Source organism: Acinetobacter sp. WU_MDCI_Abxe161 (assembly GCF_025514355.1).
GTDB lineage: Bacteria > Pseudomonadota > Gammaproteobacteria > Pseudomonadales > Moraxellaceae > Acinetobacter > Acinetobacter pittii_E.
In genome coordinates, this window is the sequence record NZ_JAHPTU010000007.1 from 18003 (window position 1) to 37351 (window position 19349).

A 19349-nucleotide genomic window follows, 5' to 3' on the forward strand; every position below is an offset into this window, starting at 1 on the left:
CTTAATACGCTCCCTGCATCGTTTGAACAACCTCAACTAATTGTTCAAGCAAATCATTTAACTCTTGATGAGTGATGACATACGGTGGCATCACATAAACCAATTTTCCAAAAGGACGAATCCAGATTCCGCGGTCTACAAATTGTTGCTGCCAAGTTTTCATATCAACATTAAAGGTGAGTTCTACTACACCAATTGCACCGATCACCCGTACATCGGCAACATAATCAAGCTGACTTAAAGGGGTTAAATATTGGCTAAGCTGTTGCTCAATTCGCTCAATATTGGCCTGCCAATCTTGTTCAATTAACAATTGCGTACTTTTTAAAGCAACCGCGCAAGCAAGTGGGTTGGCCATAAAAGTTGGGCCGTGCATAAATACACCAGCCTCACCGCGACTAATGGTTTCTGCAACATGCTTTGTGGTTAAGGTAGCAGATAAGGTCATATAGCCGCCTGTTAGGCCTTTACCTATACACATAATGTCTGGCTCAACTTGGGCATGCTCCCACGCAAAGAGCTTACCCGTACGGCCAAAACCAGTGGCAATTTCATCGAAAATTAAAAGTAGGTTATATTTTTCACAAAGCACTTTGGCCTGACGTAAATATTCAGGATGATAGAAACGCATGCCCCCTGCACCTTGTACAATTGGCTCAATAATCAGTGCAGCAAGATTTTCATGATTTTGCTGAATAGCTTGTTCTAGTTCAGCAATATCTTCTTGGTTCCATTCTTCATGAAATTTGGTTTGCGGTGCTGCTACAAAAAGGCGATTTGGTAAACTTGTACCAAAAATCTGATGCATGCCTGTTACTGGATCACAAACAGACATCGCATTCCATGTATCACCGTGATAACCAGAACGTGTGGTAATAAAATTTGTTTTTTGTGGTTGGCCTTGTGCTGTCCAAAATTGCACAGCCATTTTCAAAGCAACTTCAACGGCAACCGACCCCGAATCTGCATAAAAAATTTTGTCGAGGCTTGGCGGTGTAATTTTTAAAAGAATTTTACCCAACTCAATGGCAGGGTCATGGGTTAACCCACCAAACATAATATGTGACATGTTTTGTAATTGATCTGTCACTGCTTGATTGAGTTCAGGGTGATTATAGCCGTGAATTGCACACCACCAAGATGACATACCATCAATTAAAGTCTTACCATCGTCGAGTTCAATCGTTGCCCCATAGGCACGTTTAACTTTAAAGGTCGGTAAAGGTTGGGTCATTGAAGTATAAGGATGCCAAATATGTTCCAAATCAAAATTATCGGTCATCCTATTTACCCTTTTACAGCAATTAAATCTCTCATTTAGCACATGTTAAACCTGTTAAGAATGAAAGAAAATTGCGAGATCAATCAAAGCTTATTAACTTTGCTGATGAATTGTTAAAAATTGGCAGATTTCTTCAATTGTTCGGTCTACTTCGAGGTATGGAAAAGCATGAGTAGCACCTTTTAGCACTTTATAACTCATGTTTTCTGTCACGATTTCCTCAAATTTTTCGATAATTTTGCAAGGAATGACATTATCTTGCTTAGCAAACAGGTGAAGTTGTCGGCCAGAATAGTTTTTTAAGTTATCTACCAAGTTTAATTGTTCAAGCATTTGCAAACCTTCTATTAAAAGTTCATTTGATGGCGGATTTGCTATATTTTGAATATTTATCCAATCTTGTTTCGCTTGAGATGAGCCAAGTGTAATCAAATAATAAAAACGCTTTAACGTAGCTTGCGGGTTTTGAAAAAAAGAAGATTTAAATTGAGTGAATACATCTGTAGGCATTGCAGGTTGCCAATTATCGTTGGCAACGAAACAAGGATTTGAAGCAAGTGTAATTAATGTTTTAGTCTGCCCTGTTTGCTTATAAAAAATATCGACCAGTTGAGTTGCTAACTGTCCACCTAAAGACCAGCCTATGACTACATCAGTCCTAGCCACCAAGTCCAGCTGTGCTTGAAAGTTACCATCTAAAATATTAAAAATATTAATAAGTTGTGTCTCAAACCCTACTTTTTCCAAATGCAATTTAAGAGATTGCAAAGGTTCCACTCCTACTCCCCAACCTGTAATTAATAAAATTTTATTTTGTAACTTCATATGCCTATCCAAAACCGATTTTATAAAGATTATATAATAATATTGATTTAAAATATCCTTTAAAATCAATATTAAAAACAATTTCTAAATCATAAAATCAAGTATTTATAATACGATAATATTCTGAAATATATTGATAAATAAGACCTGCATTATTCATATTAAATATACAAAACTTTAATTATCTAAACATTGAAGCCAATCAAAAAACAACATACTCCACACTTCGCCTATAAATCCATTATGCAATGTAATTAATGTTAATACTTATGTTTTTTTATTAAAAGAAATGACTCATCAATTCATTTTAATGTTAGAAGAGTAATTATTGATCAAAAAATATTGGGAAGACTAATATGAACAGTCAAAATACAATATCTGATGGGAGAGAAAAATATACATATTTTGTTACACCCAATCATATTATAAGTAATTTATCTTTAGATAAAAATTATTGTTTATTTTTGGATATTGATGGGACATTAGCACCCTTTCAAATTAATCCTGAGCATAGTTTTATTCCAAACACCACATTAGAAATTATAAAAAAAATTATTCAATTAAATATACCTGTTATTGCCGTAACAGGTCGTGATGTCAATACAGCTAGTAAACTCTTATATCCTATTGAAGTTCCAATTGCGGGCTTGCATGGTTTAGATATTTGCCTTAATTCAGATCATTATATTCGGCCAGATTTAAGTCAGATTAATTTTAAACAATTAAAACAAGATATTCAAAAATATTGCGAAAAATATCCCGAGTTATTAATTGAGGACAAAGGTTATTCTGTTGCTTTACATTATCGCAAGAAACCAGATTTAGAAAATCACGCTATTAATATTATGCAACAGATTAGCGCTGATTATCCTCAATTAAAATTAAATAAGGGAAAATTTGTTATTGAATTAATTCCTCATCAAGCTGATAAAGGCAAAGCAATTAAAACCATATTAAATCATCTTAATTTACCTTCTGTTTTACCTATTTTTATAGGCGATGATTTAACAGATGAATCAGGTTTTGTATTTATTAATCAACAATCTGGTCTCACGATTAAAGTGGGTTCCGGTGAAACACAAGCTGAATATAGATTAAAAGATATTGATAGTGTTGCTAATTTACTTTTTTTATTTCAAAACAGAATAAAAAGCTTATATGTCAAAAATAGCCAAAATCAGAATGGAGAAAAAATATGTCTAAATTAATCGTATTATCGAACCGGATAAGTATGCCCTCAGGTAAAGCTTCAGCTGGTGGCCTCGCCGTGGCTGTACAAGATGCTTTGAATGATAGTAATGGCATTTGGTTAGGCTGGAATGGTCAGCAAATTACCGATAGCGAAGCGCCAGAGTTTGAACAAGCCTCTTCTCAAGGGATTGATTACATTACCTGCCCTCTTACTCATCAACAATATGCGCAATATTACTGTGGTTTTGCAAATAAGGTTCTCTGGCCAGCAATGCATAGTCGCGAAGATCTAATTGAATATGATGCGCAAGAATATAGCACCTACCAAAAGGTCAACCGTTTGTTTGCTGAAAAGTTAAAACAGCTTGCTCAACCTGAAGATCTTATTTGGATACACGATTATCACTTTTTTAGTGTAGCGCGTTACTGCCGTGAATTAGGCATGCAAAATAAAATTGGTTTCTTTTTACATATACCATTTGCTAGTCTCAATATCTGGCGCAAAATTCCAGTGGGCCGAGAATTAATTCAAGACTTGAGTCAATATGATGTTATTGGTTTACAAACCCAAATCGATCAAAATGCATGTATGCAGACTTGTCTAAATTTACTCGAAGCTCAGAAAATACAAAGTAACAGTATTAGCTACAAGAAACGTCAAATATTAATTAAGTCATACCCAATTGGTGTTCAGCCCGAAATTATACAAAAGCAAGCCCAACAAGATTTGGCGACCTCTTCTGTGTTTAATTTTGAGGAAATACCACGTCAAAAAACAATTATTGGGGTTGATCGTATTGACTATTCGAAAGGTTTGCTCGAAAGATTTAATGCATTTGCAACCTTTTTGGAAACCAGTCCTGAATATCATGGTCTAGTTCGTCATCTTCAAGTTGCAATACCTTCTCGTACTGATATTCCAGCTTATCAGCGTTTATTCCAACGTTTTAAAACTAAGCTCGAGTTAATTAACGAAGAGTTTGCCCATGAAGACTGGCGACCTGTAGATTGCTGCTATGACACGGTTCAACACCATAATCTTATGCACATTTATCGCCATTCAGATATTTGCTGGATCAGTTCACTACGCGATGGTATGAACTTGGTCGCTAAAGAATATATTGCAGCCCAAGACCCAGAAAATCCGGGCGTACTCATTTTATCTAAATATGCTGGTGCTGCTGAGCAGATGTCTCAAGCCTTGATTGTTGATCCGCAAGATAGAGCAGCGATGATGGATGCTTTAAAAATGGCTTTAGAAATGTCTAAAACTGAGCGTATTAATCGTTACCAGCAATTGATAGAAGGATTAACATCATCTGATCTTACCCATTGGCGAAATAATTTCTTGGATGATTTAGAAAAGACACCAACTTTACTGATGAAACCTCAGCGATTATTACAAGATAGTTATCAATCGATCTATCAGGTTTTATAAATCTAAATAGAAGAACATCGAGGAATTAAATTTCTCGATGTTCTTTGAGGATCTCTATTATTTATAAATTAATTTGTCTTTATTAATGTAAAACGGTTAAGTAAAGCAATGACAAATAGCAATACAGCTACACCTGTTAAAACAGTACTTAAACTGGTCCATTCACCAATTAAACCAATTAAAGCCGGGCCGCTTAAAGAACCTGTATAAGCAATCGTTGATACTAAAGAAAGTGCAGCTGCTTTTGGCATATTGTTTTGTCGACCCACCCGAGAAAACATCACTGGTACAATATTAGAACAGCCTAATCCTAACAGTGCATAACCTAATATAACTACTTGCCAGACTGGCGCAGTCACAATAATAGCCATACCAATCGCAGCCACAATTGCACTATAAGTTACAATATTCTTTTCGCCCCATTGCTTAAGCAAGACATGACCTGCAAAACGTCCAGAGGTCATACTAAGCGCAAAGAAAGTATAAGCTAAGCCAGCAAAAGCAGGGTTAAGCTGATATTTACTTGTTAAATAAATACCACCCCAGTCCATTGCCGCACCTTCTGATAAGAAGGCGATAAAACACATCATACCAATAAGCAAAATAATGCCATCGGGACGATAAATTTTTTTCGGTGCTTGAGTTGTATCTTCATGTGTCTTTTCATCCTGTTCAAAAGACGTTAAACAAGATGGAATCGCAACACCACCAATAACAAGTAAAATCATAACAACTGATAACGTACTCATTAATGGAGAAAGACCCACTGCCAATAATGCAGTCACAAGCATAGCGCCTGTTAAACCACCCAAACTACACATTCCATGGAAGCTAGACATAAGAGCTCGCAAGCTATGCTTTTCTACAACCACTGCTTGTAAATTGATAGCTACTCCAAGACATCCTGCTGCCGATCCAAAAATAAACAATGCTACAGCCATGGTCACAATGCTGCTCCACATCGTAAGGCTAGGCAATAAAACCATTAACAGCATTAATGCCAAAGCAATTAATGGACGACATCCCCAGCGCTTGACTAAAGCTCCTGTCGCAGGCATAGCAATCATTGAACCAATACCCATACAAAGCAAAAGTAAACCAAAATCGGCATGATTTAAGTTTAAACGTTGCTGTGCAAAAGGAATAAGAGGTGCCCAAGCTGCAGTCGCAAAACCTAAACTAAAAAAGCTTAGTCGTGTTGCAAGACGTTGTGTGCTTAAGAGCGTAGCTGTATCTAAAACAGCAGGTTTGGTAAATAACATATTTCGCGAACTCACCATAAAATCATGGGCGATCCATACCAACCGATTTTCCATAGAAAAACCCTTGCCTCATTAAATTTGTAGGCAAGGGTTTTGTTGGCGAAATTATATCCAATTTCTTAAAAAAAACAGGGGGTGTGATACAATTTTTCTGACTTTTTTGTAACTGCGAAAGCCTTATATAGTAAGGCTTTGAATATGTTCAATTTGACAAAACTAACATTTAAGCGATGGGTTAATTTTATTTAAATAAGCCAATAAAAAACCCAGCCTGAGCTGGGTTCTTTTATTAAATTTGAGATTGAATATAATTTTGTAAGCCAATCAACTCAATTAAACGTAATTGCTTTTCTAACCAGTATGTATGATCTTCTTCAGTATCTGATAATTGTTGACGCAACATATCACGGCTAATGTAATCGCCCTTCTCTTCACAAAGTTTGATACCTGTCGCCAACTTTTCACGAACGTGATATTCAAGCGCCAAATCAGCTTTTAAGCAAGATACAACGTCTGTACCAACGTTGATATCTTCACGGTGCATGTTTGGTTTAGCACCTAAAAATAATACACGGCGAATGATCGCATCAGCATGAGAAGCTTCTTCTTGCATCTCATGATCAATACGTTCATAAATTTTATTTAAACCCCAATCTTCATACATACGAGAATGGATTAGATATTGATCACGGGCAGCCAATTCTCCGCCAATGAGCATATTTAAATAGTCTATGACTTCTGGATTGCCACGCATAATAAATCTCCTATCGTATGAGAACTATTATGGGCAATCTTAAAAGTGATTGCAAAACAAAAAATAGTTAAGTTTATGATTTTTATCAAATTAAAATGAGAAACATACGCATTTGCAGTTTAAGTTATTTAAATTTTCTCTGCAAAAAGAAACGCTTGTCCGATTTATTAGCTCAGACAAGCGTTAAAATAAAGCATAAACCATCAATTTATAAATTTGTAACTAAAATCAATGGTTCTTATTTCGGTACATCTATTCGCTTAAAGTCTGCCCATAGCTCGCCATAAGTGATAAGAAATCAGTCTCATTCATAACTGCAATACCAAGTTTTGCTGCTTTTTCTAATTTCGAACCAGCCTTCTCACCAGCAACAACACATTTGGTTTTACTCGATACACTACCACTTACACGTGCACCTAACGCTTGAAGCATTTGAGTTGCCTGATCACGGGTCATTTGCTCTAATGTGCCTGTTAATACCCAACTTTCGCCATTTAACGGTTGACGTGTTGGTGCTGTTGGCGCATCCCAATGAATCCCTGCTGCTATTAGGCGATCCAGCACTTCAATGTTGTGTGGAGCTAAGAAAAAGTCAGCAATCCATTCTGCGGTAATATCACCGACATCTGGAGTTTTCTTTAATGCTTCAACATCGGCAGCTTTAAGCGCTTCCAAAGTTTGGAAAGTATTGGCTAGCATTCTAGCTGTTGTTTCACCTACCCCACGAATTCCTAAAGCATAAATAAAACGCGCAAGAGTTGTTTTCTTACTCGCTTCAATGGCATCAATCAGATTTTGTACCGATTTCTCGCCCATTTTTTCAATACCAAGTAAAGTTTCTCGGTGCTCATGCAAATGGTAAATATCGGCAACATCTTTGAGTAAATCGAGGTGTAATAAAGACTCTACCCAACGATCACCTAGACCTTCAATATCCAGAGCTTTACGTGATACGAAATGGCGAATCGCTTCAATCCGCTGCGCAGCGCAATAAAGCCCACCAGAACAACGTGCTAAAGCTTCTCCTTCAGGCATCACAACTGGTGAAGCACAAACAGGACAGCTTTCTGGTAAATGTACAATTTCAGCGTCAGGCGAACGAAATTCTGGCCAAACTTTTTCTACTTTAGGAATAACATCGCCTGTACGGTAAACACTGACTGTATCGCCAACACGTACATCAAGACGATGGATTTCACCAATGTTGTGTAAGGTTACATTAGAAACCGTAACCCCCCCTACAAATACAGGGTTTAAACGCGCTACAGGAGTCAAAGTACCTGTACGCCCGACTTGCCAATCAATTTGATCAACCGTCGTTAATGCAGCTTGTGCAGGAAATTTATAGGCTGTTGCCCAACGTGGCTCACGACTTAAAAAACCAAGTTGTTGCTGCTGTCTTAAGTCATCAACCTTTACGACCATCCCATCAATTTCAACTTGTAGATCTGGACGTTCTTGCTGAATTTGTTCGTAGCGCTGCTGTACTTCTTGAATTGAATCACACAGATATTGACGTTCCGCAATTTCAAATCCAAGTTTTGTGAGCCATTGTAGGCTATCGTGCATGGTAGTTAAGCCATGATTAGGTTCACATTGAGCGATACCGTAAGCATAAAATGCTAAAGGTCTACCAGCAGCAATATTAGGATCAAGTTGTCTTAAACTACCCGCTGCTGCGTTACGCGGGTTCGCAAATGTTTTATCACCTTTTGCTTCTTGGTCAGCATTGAGTTTTTCAAAGCCAGACTTTGGCATAAGTACTTCGCCGCGTACTTCTAACAAACGTGGAATTTCAAAGTGATCTGAATGCAACACTTTAGGCAAATTACGAATCGTTTTAACATTCTGGGTAATGTCTTCGCCGGTTTCGCCATCACCACGTGTAACGCCACGTACTAAGACACCATTTTCATACCAGAGCGAAATCGCAAGACCGTCAAGTTTTAATTCGACTTCATATTGTACTTTTTGATTAGGCAAACGCTCTTCCACACGGCGAGCAAATGCGAACAAGTCTTCTTGATTAAAAACGTTCCCCAAAGAAAGCATCGGAACTACATGGATTACACTTTGAAATTTAGAGAGTGCTTGTCCACCTACTTTGGTTGTTGGTGAATCTGATTGAACAAGGTCAGGATGTTGCTCTTCTAAAGCTTTTAACTGGTGAAATAAATGATCATATTCACTGTCCGAGATTGTCGGCTGATCCATGACATAGTAGGCATGGTTATGCTTTGCAATCAGTTGAATAAGCTGACGCATCTGTTCGATCACGGAAGTTGTTGCCATTATGTTATTCACCATAAAAAAGGGTGGAAATTTCTCCACCCTGAGCTGCGACTAGATATGTTGCAATTATCGCAACGAACGTAAAAAATTAAAACTAGGCAGTCGCCTGTGCCGGACGATAATCAATCACATGATGACGCCAGTGCTCTTTCAACTGTGGCGTAAATTCAAGATTATTTTCATCGTAAACTTTGCCATCGATTTCGCGAGCAATTAGACCCGCAATACTCGCCATCATATCAAAACCAGTCACGGCTTTACTGTTTGGAAGCGCAAGGAAAAATGCCAACCCTTGAACTTGTTCGGTAGATAAAGTTTCAAGATCAAACCCAGCTGGCCCATTGTCTGTCATACGCAATACAGAGAACATGAGTACACTCGGCTCATCCGTATTTTCATAACGATGGAAACATGACATTTCGCCGTAACGTAAACCATATTTTAACAGCACTTTAAGGGCTTTATCGCCAGACAAAGCACGACGAGGGTTTGGATACACATTTAACGCAATAATCTGTTCAGCCATCGCCAATGCACTTTCATCATCATAGCGTTGCTGTTCATGTAAATGTACATCCAGAATATTGCTCTCGCCTTCAAATTCAGCAATTTTGGCAGTTTCAATATTCGGGTTTAAACTCAACTCAGGCTCAGCTTTTTCGCTTTCAGCTTCCAGACTCTCTTGTGCTAAAGCTTCAGCTTCCGGTTTCATAGAAACTGCATCGACCAACTCAACTGAACCATTTGTGGTAATAGCAGAGCTTGTTACTTCTTCTTCAGTTTTAATTTCTTCTACCGAAGCATTTTCAACAACTGCTGGGGTTTGTTCAGTTTGAATTGTTTTAGTGGGTTCTACAGACTCAATTTCTGACTGTTTTGTTTCAGGTACTTGTGACGGTGCAGCTCCGCTTAAAGTCGGTTCTACTCGCTCAGCACTCGTCACCGCTACAGATTCAGCTTCAGTTTTTTCAAGCTGATCTCTTACATGCCTAGGTATAACCGGTTGATTACTATCAGGATTAATATGTAAATCACTATCTAATGAGGGTTCAGCATGGTTTGGCTTTTTTAAAATCATTTTTAAGCCAATTAGCATAATTATAATGGCAACAACGATGCCAATAATCGTATTGATTTCCATTCTATGACTCCGAAACTAACCCGTATTCTTTTGCCTGTTCTAAATCGACAGTGACTAATTTTGATGTACCCGGTTCAGGCATGGTCACACCCAACAAATCAGTTGCCATGGTCATCGCCAGCTTATTATGTGTAATGTAAATGAATTGTACATGTTCAGAAAGCTCTTTTACCAAATTACAATATCTCTGAACATTCGCATCGTCGAGTGGTGCGTCCACTTCATCTAATACACAAAACGGTGCCGGATTTAATCTAAATATTGCAAATACCAATGCTAACGCTGTTAAAGCCTTTTCTCCACCGGAAAGTAATGCTAGAGAACTATTTTTTTTACCCGGTGGTCTTGCCATCAGTTTAACACCAGATTGCCAGTCATCTTCAAGACTTAAACGCGCTTCTCCACCATTAAAGACCTTTGGAAACAGATTTTGCAACTCTTGATTAATTTGATCAAAAGTTGTCATAAATAACTTACGGGTTTCCTGATCAATGCTTTTCATCGCATCTTTTAGTTGAGTTACCGTATTTTCCAAATCTTGGATCTGGTGGCTCAGCTCATCAAAACGCTGAGAAACTTCCTCAAACTCTTGTGAAGCAGCAAGGTTAACCGCACCGATTTTTTCAAACTGTTTCTGTACTTTTTCCAGTTTTTGCTGATGCTCGGTTAAATCTATTTGTAAGCCTTTTTGAATCTCGGCATTTAGTTCTTTAAGCTGTTCTTGATAATGTTCACGGTCTGACTTAGCTGCTTGCCATGCTAACCGTTTCTGTTCAAGTTGTTCTCTAAGCTGCTCATCTTTTTGTTGATATTGATGACGCTGATCTGTCAGTGTTTGTTGCTTTTCCTGCACACTATTGAGTTCAAGCTGCCACTCATTCCAGTTCTTTTGCAACTTTTCAGTTTGAGCAAATTGCTGCTGAAATTCTGACTCAAGGTTTGGTAACTCTAACTGAATAGGGTCAACAAACTTTTTCGCTTGTTCCATTTGAGCGGCAATTTGCTGATATTGGCTCTGCAAGAACGAGATATCTTTTTCAAGCAACTCAATTTGTTGAGTAGTCTGCGCGCAATTACGGCGTAAAATTTCACGTTCTTGCTGCTGATGTTGTAGAGCTTGTTGCTGTTCTTCTAACTGCTCTGTTAACTCTTCTACCCGAAATTGCAAAGTTTTATAGTCAGGTAAGATGGTTTCGAGCTTGATTGCCAATGCATGCAAATCAATTTCAAGATCGTCTTTTTGCATCGCATCTTCTTCAAGCTGCATGTCTAACTGACCAAGTTGATCTTTCAATTGTTGTTTTTGTAATAAAAATGCTTGTGCTGCGGTTTGTTGCTTAGCAATTTGTACATCCAGCTGTTGCAAGTCTTTTTGTTTTTGTTTCACCACTTGCTGTTTGTGCTGCACATCAGCCTGTAACTGCCCTAACTCATCCTTTTGCTGTACTACAATCTGATCTAATGCTTGTAATTCAGGTTGTTGCTTTTCAAGAGTTTGTTCAATTTCATCTAAACGAATACGATGGCTCAGCATACCTTGTGCACTTTGACTCTCGTCATCATACATAAGCGCAATCACCCAATCCTGCCCAACATGATAGCCATCTAAGGTCAAAATAGATTGACCATGTTCCAGCTGTTTTTGCTCACTCAAAGCATGAGCCAAATCTTGCGCAATCGCTACATTTGAAAATATTGATAGCTGTGGCGAAGCAATCCAGTCATTTAAACAGGCCAAATTCCCCTTAAATTTACTTATTTGCTCGGAAGGTTTTAACTGACGAGCAATTCCTTCCTGAAAGGCTTGTTCAGTTTCAACAATATGCGCCTGCAACCATTTTGCTAAAAACTTCTCAACAATCTGCGCATGCGGTTTACCTTGCTCAGTTAACTGTAGAGCCTGCATTAAACGTAGCGCATCTTGATGTTGCTTTGGACTTTGCTTTGCAACCAGCTGACTTAAATTTTTCTGCTCTGATAATAAAACCTGAATTTCGGTTTTCAGGGTTTGTTGTTGATTTTTACTTAACTGATGTTGCTGTTGAGATTGCTCTAAACTTAGCAATTGTTGCTCAATTTCAGTTTCAAGCGTCGCTATTTCGCCATATAACTGTTGTTGTAATTGCTCAAGCTCACCCTGCTCATCTTCATGAACGTGTGATTGAATTTGGCTTGCTTGATGTTGCAATGTTTCTTTTTGCTGCTCAAGTCGCTGAACATTTTTGCCCAACTGCTCAATTTGAGCTGACATCTGCATTTTTTGCTGCTGTTGTTTTTCAACCTGAGCTTTGATTTGGTCAAACTGTTGTTGTGCTTGTTTTTGCTGAGATTGTAAATTAGCAAAGTTTTGTTCAGCTTCAGTAGCTGTATGCTCAATTCCAGTTAAAGCTTCGGTTTGCTCTTCTAGCTGATTATTCAGTGTTTCAAGTTGCAATTCAGAAAGCTGTAAACGTTCTTTAGTTTGGAATTTTTGCTGCTCTAACTGAACGAGAGTCATACTATTTTGCTGGTATAGACTCTGTTTTTGCTCTAGAGTCATTTTCAGTTCAGACAGTTTCTTTTCAGCTTGTTGCCATTCTTGTTGTAGCGGTGAAGATTGCTGAATAAGTCGCTGAAATAAAGCACTGGTTGATTCTAAATCATGTTCAATTGTACTTAATTCTGAGCGGACTAATTTAAAGGTTTCGCCCAGTTCATTCATTTGAACTGTATATTCTTCTTGTAGGCGTACACTTTTGTCTGCCTGAAAAGACAAAATTTCAATTTTTAGGGTACGAATCTGGCTTTCTAACGTTTTATATTGAACCGCCGCTTCTGACTGGCGTTTAAGCGTTTTAAGCTGCGATTTTAACTCAAGCGCAATATCTTCTAAACGTGAAAGGTTTTGCTCTGTATGTTCAAGATGTTGCAATGTTTCGCGTCGACGCGCTTGATAGCGTGAAACACCTGCCGCCTCTTCAATAAACACTCGCATTTCTTCTGGCTTGGCGTCAACCAAACGGTTAATCATGCCTTGTTCAATCACCGCATAAGAACGCGGTCCTAAGCCTGTCCCTAAGAAAATATCGGTAATATCACGACGGCGGCAACGAGTACCATTTAAGAAATATTCAGACTTTCCTTCACGAGTAACCTGACGGCGAACGGCTAATTCATTATAAGCATTATAAGACCCGCCCAATTTACCATAGGTATTATCAAAGCGTAGCTCAACACTGGCCACACCAACAGGCTTGCGCTTGGATGTTCCTGTAAAAATAACATCTTGCATGCTACCACCACGTAGCTGACGGGCATTTGATTCACCCATCACCCAGCGGATCGCATCGATTACATTGGATTTGCCACAACCGTTTGGGCCAACCACTGCTGTGCGGTTCGCCTTAAAATTTAAAGTTGTACTATCTGCAAAAGATTTAAAGCCGGAAAGTTTTAAACTGCTTAAACGCATAATGCCCTAACTAGCGGCGTGAGCGTCTTGCCCAGGCCAATTCAATCTGTTTCATTCGTGTCAGCGATTCCAACACAAGGTTACGTAAGTGTCGACAAAAATCTTCCATAAATAAAGCGGCTTGTTGTGATTTTCGGATTAAAATTGCATCAGTCACGAGTTTAAATAATGCAAATGCTTCTTGCAGTTCACGCTTAGAGGTATTTAAGGTCAAAAAATAACTACGACGTAATGAAGGCAATAGCTCTTTATAAAACTTCATTAGATAAGGATTACCGACCATATCTTGCTGTTCAGCTAAATATTGGAAGACCCCATCATAAAATTTTTCGATATCCCCTGCTTTAACATGCTCAAGAAGTTGTTCTAACAATAACTGCAATTGATCAGCCTCATGTGCACGCCATGTTTCACTCATACGTTGTACAATATGCCCCAATATCATCATATTTGTATCAAACAGTGCTTTAACTTGTTGTGCAGACATTTCTGAGACAATTGCCCCGCGGCGTGGAAATATCTCAATTAAATGAGTACGCTCTAATAATAATAGTGCTTCACGAACCGACCCTCGGCTGACGTCAAGTTCTTTGGCAATACGAAGCTCTTGAATACGTTCGCCTTCAACCAGTTCGCCACTAATAATCTGTTCGCTAATATATTTGACAATTTGCTCAGAAAGACTTTCTGTCTCTTCGAGATTCATAAATCACCCGCTACTTTTTATATGCATTAATCCATGCTTTTCTTTCGCATCCTTGTTTTTAACTGATCCCATCGATTAAAAACTATGTCATTGTCTGACAATTTCATTGCATTTTAAGCCAACTCATTTAAAAACAATACTAAAATCAGATGAATAAAAGCTTCGAATATTCTTATATTTTATTAATAAAAAAAGCTCAAATTTCTAAAAATTCAAGCTATTCCATAATCTTCTTACTAAATCTAATAAGTTAGTTTCTAGTGCATAATACCTTTATAAACAAAATAACTGCCGACCACGACTAACAAACAAGCAAAGCATTTTTTTAACATTTGCGGTGATAGTGCATGAGCAACCTTTGCTCCAAGCTTCGCTGTGACAAAACTCATGATACTAATGCCAATAAAAGCATAGATATGTACATAACCGATCGTATTAGGCACTGAAATTTGTTCTTTCGCACCAAACCACATAAATCCAATCGCTCCTGCAACTGCGATTGGTAAACCGCAAGCAGCAGAAGTCGCAACTGCTTTTTGCATTACCACGCCATGACGATTTAAATATGGCACAGTTAAGCTACCGCCCCCAATTCCAAAAATTGCAGAGGCAATGCCAATGCCGCCACCCGCCATAAATTGCATAGGTGTTGAAGGAAGCTGACGTGTTGGGTCAACAACGACATGTGCTCCTTTAAACATCCGATAAGCCATAAAAACTGCAAAAACACCAATAAGAAGTTGCAAATGCTGACCAGACATCAAGTCGGCAATACCTGCGCCTAAAAATGAGCCGATCACTAACCCAGGCGCTAAATTACGAAAAACAGGCCAAAGTACCGCACCCTTTTTATGATGAGCCGAAACCGAACTAAAAGACGTTACGATAATCGTTGCAAGCGATGTTCCTACTGCAATATGCATGATTACCGCTGGGTCATAGTTTAGTTGGGTAAAAACCACATAGAGGATTGGTACAATAATTAGTCCACCGCCCACCCCAAACAATCCGGCAGTAAAACCAGCAATTGCGCCAATGAGTAAATATATGATTAACTCCATAAATGTTTTACCACTCTGCTCATATTCAACATGGATTTAGAGACTCGCCAACTACAACAACTTTTAAGCGCAAAAAACCAGCTTCCAGAAGTGGTTTTATTAAAAGCAACCACAACTTCGACCAATGATGATATTCGTGAAATTGCCCAAAAAGGCATTACAACAGGCTTGGTTTGCAGTGCTCAACAAACTCAAGGGCGAGGCCAACATCAACGGCAATGGATTTCACCTGAAGGAAACATTTATTTAAGCACATTGGTGCAAACTCGAACACCCTTAGATGGTCGCTTAGCACTTGAAGTTGCTCTAAATATTCTACAAATACCGCAGTTACAACCTTTAAACCTGCAAGTGAAATGGCCAAACGATTTATATAGTATTCAAGGGAAATGGGGTGGAATTTTAGTTGAACCTCTTTCTCAGCATCAGGCTATTGTGGGTGTGGGCATTAATTTAAAAACACCACCAGTGACAGATAGCGATCAACCGATTACCTCTCTAGAAGATTTAGGCTTAGAGCAAATGAGTCGTCTTGAGTTAATTTCAGAGCTTTATGTTGCAATTCAAAATGCTGCTCGCTGGTTTGATCATGGTTGCTACAATTTGGCAGGACGTTTTAACCATCATGCGGCATGGATCAACCAGTTAGTTCAGTTCGAACATAGTCAAGGACTGGTACATGGTCGTTTTGTGGGGATTTCCAATGAAGGTGCGGTAATTATTGAAACACCAGAACCACAGCAGTTTTATCAAGGTCGTTTAAGACCACAGACCACTCAGTAAATAGGTGTTTTCTCCATGAAAAGTTTATGGCTTGATATCGGAAACACTCGTTTAAAATACTGGATTACTGAAAATCAGCAAACTATTGAGCATGCAGCCGAGCTACATTTACAGTCTCCTGCCGATTTATTACTGGGATTAATCCAACACTTTAAACATCAAGGTCTACATCGAATTGGAATTTCATCGGTACTCGATACTGAAAACAACCAACGTATTCAGCAGATTTTAAAATGGCTTGAAATTCCTGTGATCTTTGCCAAAGTTCATTCAGAATATGCAGGCTTACAGTGTGGTTATGAAATACCGAGTCAGCTCGGTATTGACCGCTGGTTACAAGTCTTAGCTGTAGCTCAAGCAGATGAAAACTATTGCATTATTGGTTGTGGTACAGCGCTCACAATTGACCTAACGCAAGGTAAACAACATTTAGGAGGCTACATTCTTCCTAATTTATATTTGCAGCGAGATGCTCTGATTCAAAATACAAAGGGCATTAAAATTCCAGACTCAGCTTTCGATAACCTAAACCCAGGCAATAACACCGTTGATGCAGTACACCACGGTATTTTATTAGGCCTCATTAGTACCATCGAAAATATTATGCAGCAATCTCCCAAAAAGCTGCTGCTGACTGGTGGCGATGCTCCACTTTTTGCCAAATTCTTACAAAAATATGATCCTGTTGTAGAAACCGATCTTTTGCTCAAAGGATTACAACAATATATTGCGCATTATCCTAAAGACTAAAATACAGAACAAAATAAAAGGCGCTATATGCGCCTTTTATTTTATGGATTTATTTCTTTTGGTCATTGTTACCAAAGAGTGGTCCCATTCCGCCGCCACCGCCGCCGAATTGCTTTTGCATATTGCCTAATGAACGCATCATTTTGCTCATGCCAGATGGATTCGCAAATTTCTTCATCATTTTAGCCATTTGCGCTTGTTGCTTAATAAGTTTGTTCACTTCAGCAACATCCATACCGCAACCTGCCGCAATACGTTTTTTACGACTTGGGTTCATCAAGTCTGGATTACGGCGCTCTTTAACAGTCATTGACTGGATAATAGCTTCCATCTTCTTGACTTGTTTTTCAGGGTTCGCTTGCTCAATCGCTTGTTGAATTCCTGCACCGCTCATGCCAGGCAACTTATCTAAGAAGCCCATCATGCCACCCATTTTTTTCATTTGTTCAAATTGCATCAGCATATCTTCAAAGTTGAAGCTACCGCCTTTTTGCAATTTTTTCGCCATTTTTTCGGCTTTTTCTTTGTCGATTTTGCGTTCAACTTCTTCGACTAAAGAAAGTACGTCACCCATACCTAAAATACGTTGAGCAACACGGTCAGGATGGAATGGTTCTAAAGCATCAAGCTTCTCACCCATACCCAAGAACTTGATTGGCTTACCAGTAATGGCACGCACAGAAAGCGCAGCACCACCACGTGCATCACCATCAGTTTTAGTAAGAATTACACCTGTAAGTGCTAAAGCATCATTGAATGCTTTTGCTGTATTGGCAGCATCCTGACCTGTCATGGCATCAACCACAAACAAGGTTTCAGTCGGCTTAACTGCTGCATGCAATTCTTTAATTTCGTCCATCATGTCTTCATCGACATGTAAACGACCTGCCGTATCGACAATCAACACATCAGCAAACTGGATTTTTGCCTGTTCAATTGCACGATTAACGATATCGATTGGCTTTTCAGAAGGATCTGAAGGAATAAAGCCTGCGCCAACTTCATTTGAAACAGTTTCTAACTGTTTAATTGCTGCCGGACGGTAAACGTCAGCAGAAACAGTCATTACTTTTTTCTTTTGACGTTCTTTTAAGAAACGTGCCAACTTGGCAGCAGTTGTTGTTTTACCTGCACCTTGTAAACCAGCAAGTAACACTACAACAGGAGGTTTCGCACTTAAATCAAGTGTTTCATTCGCCTCACCCATCATCTTGGTGAGTTCGTCATAAACAATTTTTACAAATGCCTGGCCTGGTGATAACTGAGTCATCACTTCTTGGCCCAATGCCTCTTCCTTAACTTTCGCGATAAATTCACGAGTTACAGGTAACGCGACATCGGCTTCAAGAAGTGCCATACGTACTTCACGTAAGGTATCTTTAATATTGTCTTCGGTCAGCTGCCCTGAGCCAGTAACATTTCTTAAACTCTGTGTGAGTCGTTCTGTTAAGGTATCAAACATTGCAAAATCCGCTTAAAATGGCTAGTTGCAAAAAAATCTTTCTCGAAATAGAAAATTTATGCATAGAATGCTATAGGATACTTTAGTTCGCAGCGAATTTATATCTTATATAGATGAATTAATCCTGAAAAAGGTTTGACATGATTAGCCTCCCCTTGGTTTACACAATTTTGGCACTCATCGCATATACCACTTCTTTCTGGTATCTGTTTATTCGTTTAATGTCAAAACGTGAACCAAACCCATGGTTATTTGCATTTGTCGTGATATTGGCACTCTTACTGCACGGTACAGTTTTATGCCATGGCATGCTGACTCCAGCCGGAATTAACTATGATGTCTTTAATTTAGTATCTTTTACATCATGGCTTATGTTGTTGTTAAGTTTAATTTTTAGTACTTTTCGTCCGATTGTACCGTTAAATTTATTAGGCATTCCTGTAGCGGCCATTGGTCTTATTTTAGGTTTTGCCTTTAGCCGACCAGATCAATTTATTGAGCAACATTCGTTAGGTCTTGATACTCATATTATTCTTTCACTTTCGGCCTATGCAGTTTTACTGATGGCAACCATACATGCGATCTTAATATGGTTCCAAAATCGTGAACTCAAAAAGAAACAAAAAAAACGTTTCTGGGTCAATTTACTCCCGCCGATTCAGGCAATGGAATCTTTACTATTTGATCTGATTATTACTGGTTTCATTTTATTAACGATTGCGCTTGCATTTGGTTTTTTAACAATTGATAGCTTCTTTGCTCAGCATCTCGCTCATAAAACCGTATTTAGTATTATTTCTTGGTTTATCTATGGCTCATTATTGATCGGCCATTACAAACTCGGATGGCGAGGTCAAAAAGCGATTCGCTTTACTTTAATCGGTTTTGTGCTTTTGGCGATTGGATTTATCGGTAGTAAATTTGTACTCGAGATGATCTTGGGTCGCTAGA

15 protein-coding genes are annotated in these 19349 nt (G+C 38.6%); 5 read left to right on the forward strand and 10 right to left on the reverse strand.

The window, feature by feature from the left end; all coding sequences use genetic code 11:
* Position 1 precedes the first annotated feature (1 nt).
* Complete coding sequence (gene bioA / locus KTI78_RS09620; protein WP_262445940.1) at positions 2-1282, reverse strand: adenosylmethionine--8-amino-7-oxononanoate transaminase; 1281 nt, start codon at positions 1280-1282, stop codon at positions 2-4.
* 93 nt (positions 1283-1375) lie between these two features.
* Entirely contained in the window at positions 1376-2107 is a 732-nt protein-coding gene (locus tag KTI78_RS09625) for a hydrolase (protein WP_262445942.1), read from the reverse strand.
* A gap of 356 nt (positions 2108-2463) precedes the next feature.
* Here KTI78_RS09625 and otsB point away from each other — a divergent pair, with 356 nt between their 5' ends.
* Together otsB and KTI78_RS09635 are read left to right on the forward strand one after the other, a co-directional pair.
* Complete coding sequence (gene otsB, locus KTI78_RS09630) at positions 2464-3315, forward strand: trehalose-phosphatase (RefSeq protein WP_262445944.1); 852 nt, start codon at positions 2464-2466, stop codon at positions 3313-3315.
* Positions 3303-4736 carry a trehalose-6-phosphate synthase gene (locus tag KTI78_RS09635; protein WP_239967498.1) on the forward strand — a complete coding sequence of 478 codons (1434 nt, stop codon included), beginning with the start codon at positions 3303-3305 and terminating at the stop codon, positions 4734-4736. The genes otsB and KTI78_RS09635 overlap by 13 nt, the downstream gene beginning before the upstream one ends.
* 68 nt (positions 4737-4804) lie before the next feature.
* Here the strand turns inward: KTI78_RS09635 and KTI78_RS09640 are convergent, their stop codons facing one another.
* From KTI78_RS09640 to KTI78_RS09670, 7 genes are all read right to left on the reverse strand, one after another.
* Positions 4805-5998, reverse strand: coding sequence for an MFS transporter (locus tag KTI78_RS09640; RefSeq protein WP_262446040.1), 1194 nt, complete (start codon positions 5996-5998; stop codon positions 4805-4807).
* Positions 5999-6287: 289 nt separating this feature from the next.
* Entirely contained in the window at positions 6288-6752 is a 465-nt protein-coding gene (bfr, locus tag KTI78_RS09645) for a bacterioferritin (RefSeq protein ID WP_001214863.1), read from the reverse strand.
* 252 nt (positions 6753-7004) lie between these two features.
* The gene (gene ligA / locus KTI78_RS09650; protein WP_262445947.1) at positions 7005-9044 is read right to left on the reverse strand and encodes an NAD-dependent DNA ligase LigA; all 2040 of its coding nucleotides are present in this window, start codon (positions 9042-9044) and stop codon (positions 7005-7007) included.
* Between the two features lie 94 nt (positions 9045-9138).
* Entirely contained in the window at positions 9139-10185 is a 1047-nt protein-coding gene (locus KTI78_RS09655) for a cell division protein ZipA C-terminal FtsZ-binding domain-containing protein (protein WP_239967494.1), read from the reverse strand.
* 1 nt (position 10186) lies between these two features.
* Positions 10187-13636, reverse strand: coding sequence for a chromosome segregation protein SMC (smc, locus tag KTI78_RS09660; RefSeq protein ID WP_262445950.1), 3450 nt, complete (start codon positions 13634-13636; stop codon positions 10187-10189).
* Between the two features lie 10 nt (positions 13637-13646).
* The gene (locus KTI78_RS09665; RefSeq protein WP_016142060.1) at positions 13647-14342 is read right to left on the reverse strand and encodes a GntR family transcriptional regulator; all 696 of its coding nucleotides are present in this window, start codon (positions 14340-14342) and stop codon (positions 13647-13649) included.
* Positions 14343-14599: 257 nt separating this feature from the next.
* The gene (locus KTI78_RS09670; RefSeq protein ID WP_224993281.1) at positions 14600-15403 is read right to left on the reverse strand and encodes a sulfite exporter TauE/SafE family protein; all 804 of its coding nucleotides are present in this window, start codon (positions 15401-15403) and stop codon (positions 14600-14602) included.
* A 30-nt stretch (positions 15404-15433) separates the two neighbouring features.
* Here KTI78_RS09670 and KTI78_RS09675 point away from each other — a divergent pair, with 30 nt between their 5' ends.
* Together KTI78_RS09675 and KTI78_RS09680 are read left to right on the forward strand one after the other, a co-directional pair.
* Complete coding sequence (locus KTI78_RS09675; RefSeq protein WP_262445953.1) at positions 15434-16186, forward strand: biotin--[acetyl-CoA-carboxylase] ligase; 753 nt, start codon at positions 15434-15436, stop codon at positions 16184-16186.
* A 15-nt stretch (positions 16187-16201) separates the two neighbouring features.
* Positions 16202-16936: a pantothenate kinase gene (locus KTI78_RS09680; protein WP_262445955.1), complete on the forward strand. Its 735-nt coding sequence runs from the start codon at positions 16202-16204 to the stop codon at positions 16934-16936.
* Positions 16937-16985: 49 nt separating this feature from the next.
* On the opposite strand, the gene ffh is transcribed toward KTI78_RS09680, so the two are convergent.
* Positions 16986-18398, reverse strand: a complete 1413-nt coding sequence (gene ffh, locus KTI78_RS09685) for a signal recognition particle protein (RefSeq protein WP_016142064.1) — start codon at positions 18396-18398, stop codon at positions 16986-16988.
* A 140-nt stretch (positions 18399-18538) separates the two neighbouring features.
* Between ffh and KTI78_RS09690 the strand changes: the two genes are divergently transcribed.
* Positions 18539-19348, forward strand: coding sequence for an inner membrane protein YpjD (locus KTI78_RS09690; RefSeq protein ID WP_262445958.1), 810 nt, complete (start codon positions 18539-18541; stop codon positions 19346-19348).
* The last annotated feature ends 1 nt before the right edge of the window (position 19349 follow it).

Bases quoted from the DNA above. Each gene is read 5' to 3' on its own strand.
- KTI78_RS09640 (WP_262446040.1), bottom strand. From the start codon at position 5,998: ATGTTATTTACCAAACCTGCTGTTTTAGATACAGCTACGCTCTTAAGC.
- KTI78_RS09690 (WP_262445958.1), top strand. From the start codon at position 18,539: ATGATTAGCCTCCCCTTGGTTTACACAATTTTGGCACTCATCGCATAT.
- KTI78_RS09665 (WP_016142060.1), bottom strand. From the start codon at position 14,342: ATGAATCTCGAAGAGACAGAAAGTCTTTCTGAGCAAATTGTCAAATAT.
- KTI78_RS09625 (WP_262445942.1), bottom strand. From the start codon at position 2,107: ATGAAGTTACAAAATAAAATTTTATTAATTACAGGTTGGGGAGTAGGA.
- KTI78_RS09680 (WP_262445955.1), top strand. From the start codon at position 16,202: ATGAAAAGTTTATGGCTTGATATCGGAAACACTCGTTTAAAATACTGG.
- KTI78_RS09635 (WP_239967498.1), top strand. From the start codon at position 3,303: ATGTCTAAATTAATCGTATTATCGAACCGGATAAGTATGCCCTCAGGT.
- smc (WP_262445950.1), bottom strand. From the start codon at position 13,636: ATGCGTTTAAGCAGTTTAAAACTTTCCGGCTTTAAATCTTTTGCAGAT.
- otsB (WP_262445944.1), top strand. From the start codon at position 2,464: ATGAACAGTCAAAATACAATATCTGATGGGAGAGAAAAATATACATAT.
- ligA (WP_262445947.1), bottom strand. From the start codon at position 9,044: ATGGCAACAACTTCCGTGATCGAACAGATGCGTCAGCTTATTCAACTG.
- bfr (WP_001214863.1), bottom strand. From the start codon at position 6,752: ATGCGTGGCAATCCAGAAGTCATAGACTATTTAAATATGCTCATTGGC.
- KTI78_RS09670 (WP_224993281.1), bottom strand. From the start codon at position 15,403: ATGGAGTTAATCATATATTTACTCATTGGCGCAATTGCTGGTTTTACT.
- ffh (WP_016142064.1), bottom strand. From the start codon at position 18,398: ATGTTTGATACCTTAACAGAACGACTCACACAGAGTTTAAGAAATGTT.
- bioA (WP_262445940.1), bottom strand. From the start codon at position 1,282: ATGACCGATAATTTTGATTTGGAACATATTTGGCATCCTTATACTTCA.
- KTI78_RS09675 (WP_262445953.1), top strand. From the start codon at position 15,434: ATGGATTTAGAGACTCGCCAACTACAACAACTTTTAAGCGCAAAAAAC.
- KTI78_RS09655 (WP_239967494.1), bottom strand. From the start codon at position 10,185: ATGGAAATCAATACGATTATTGGCATCGTTGTTGCCATTATAATTATG.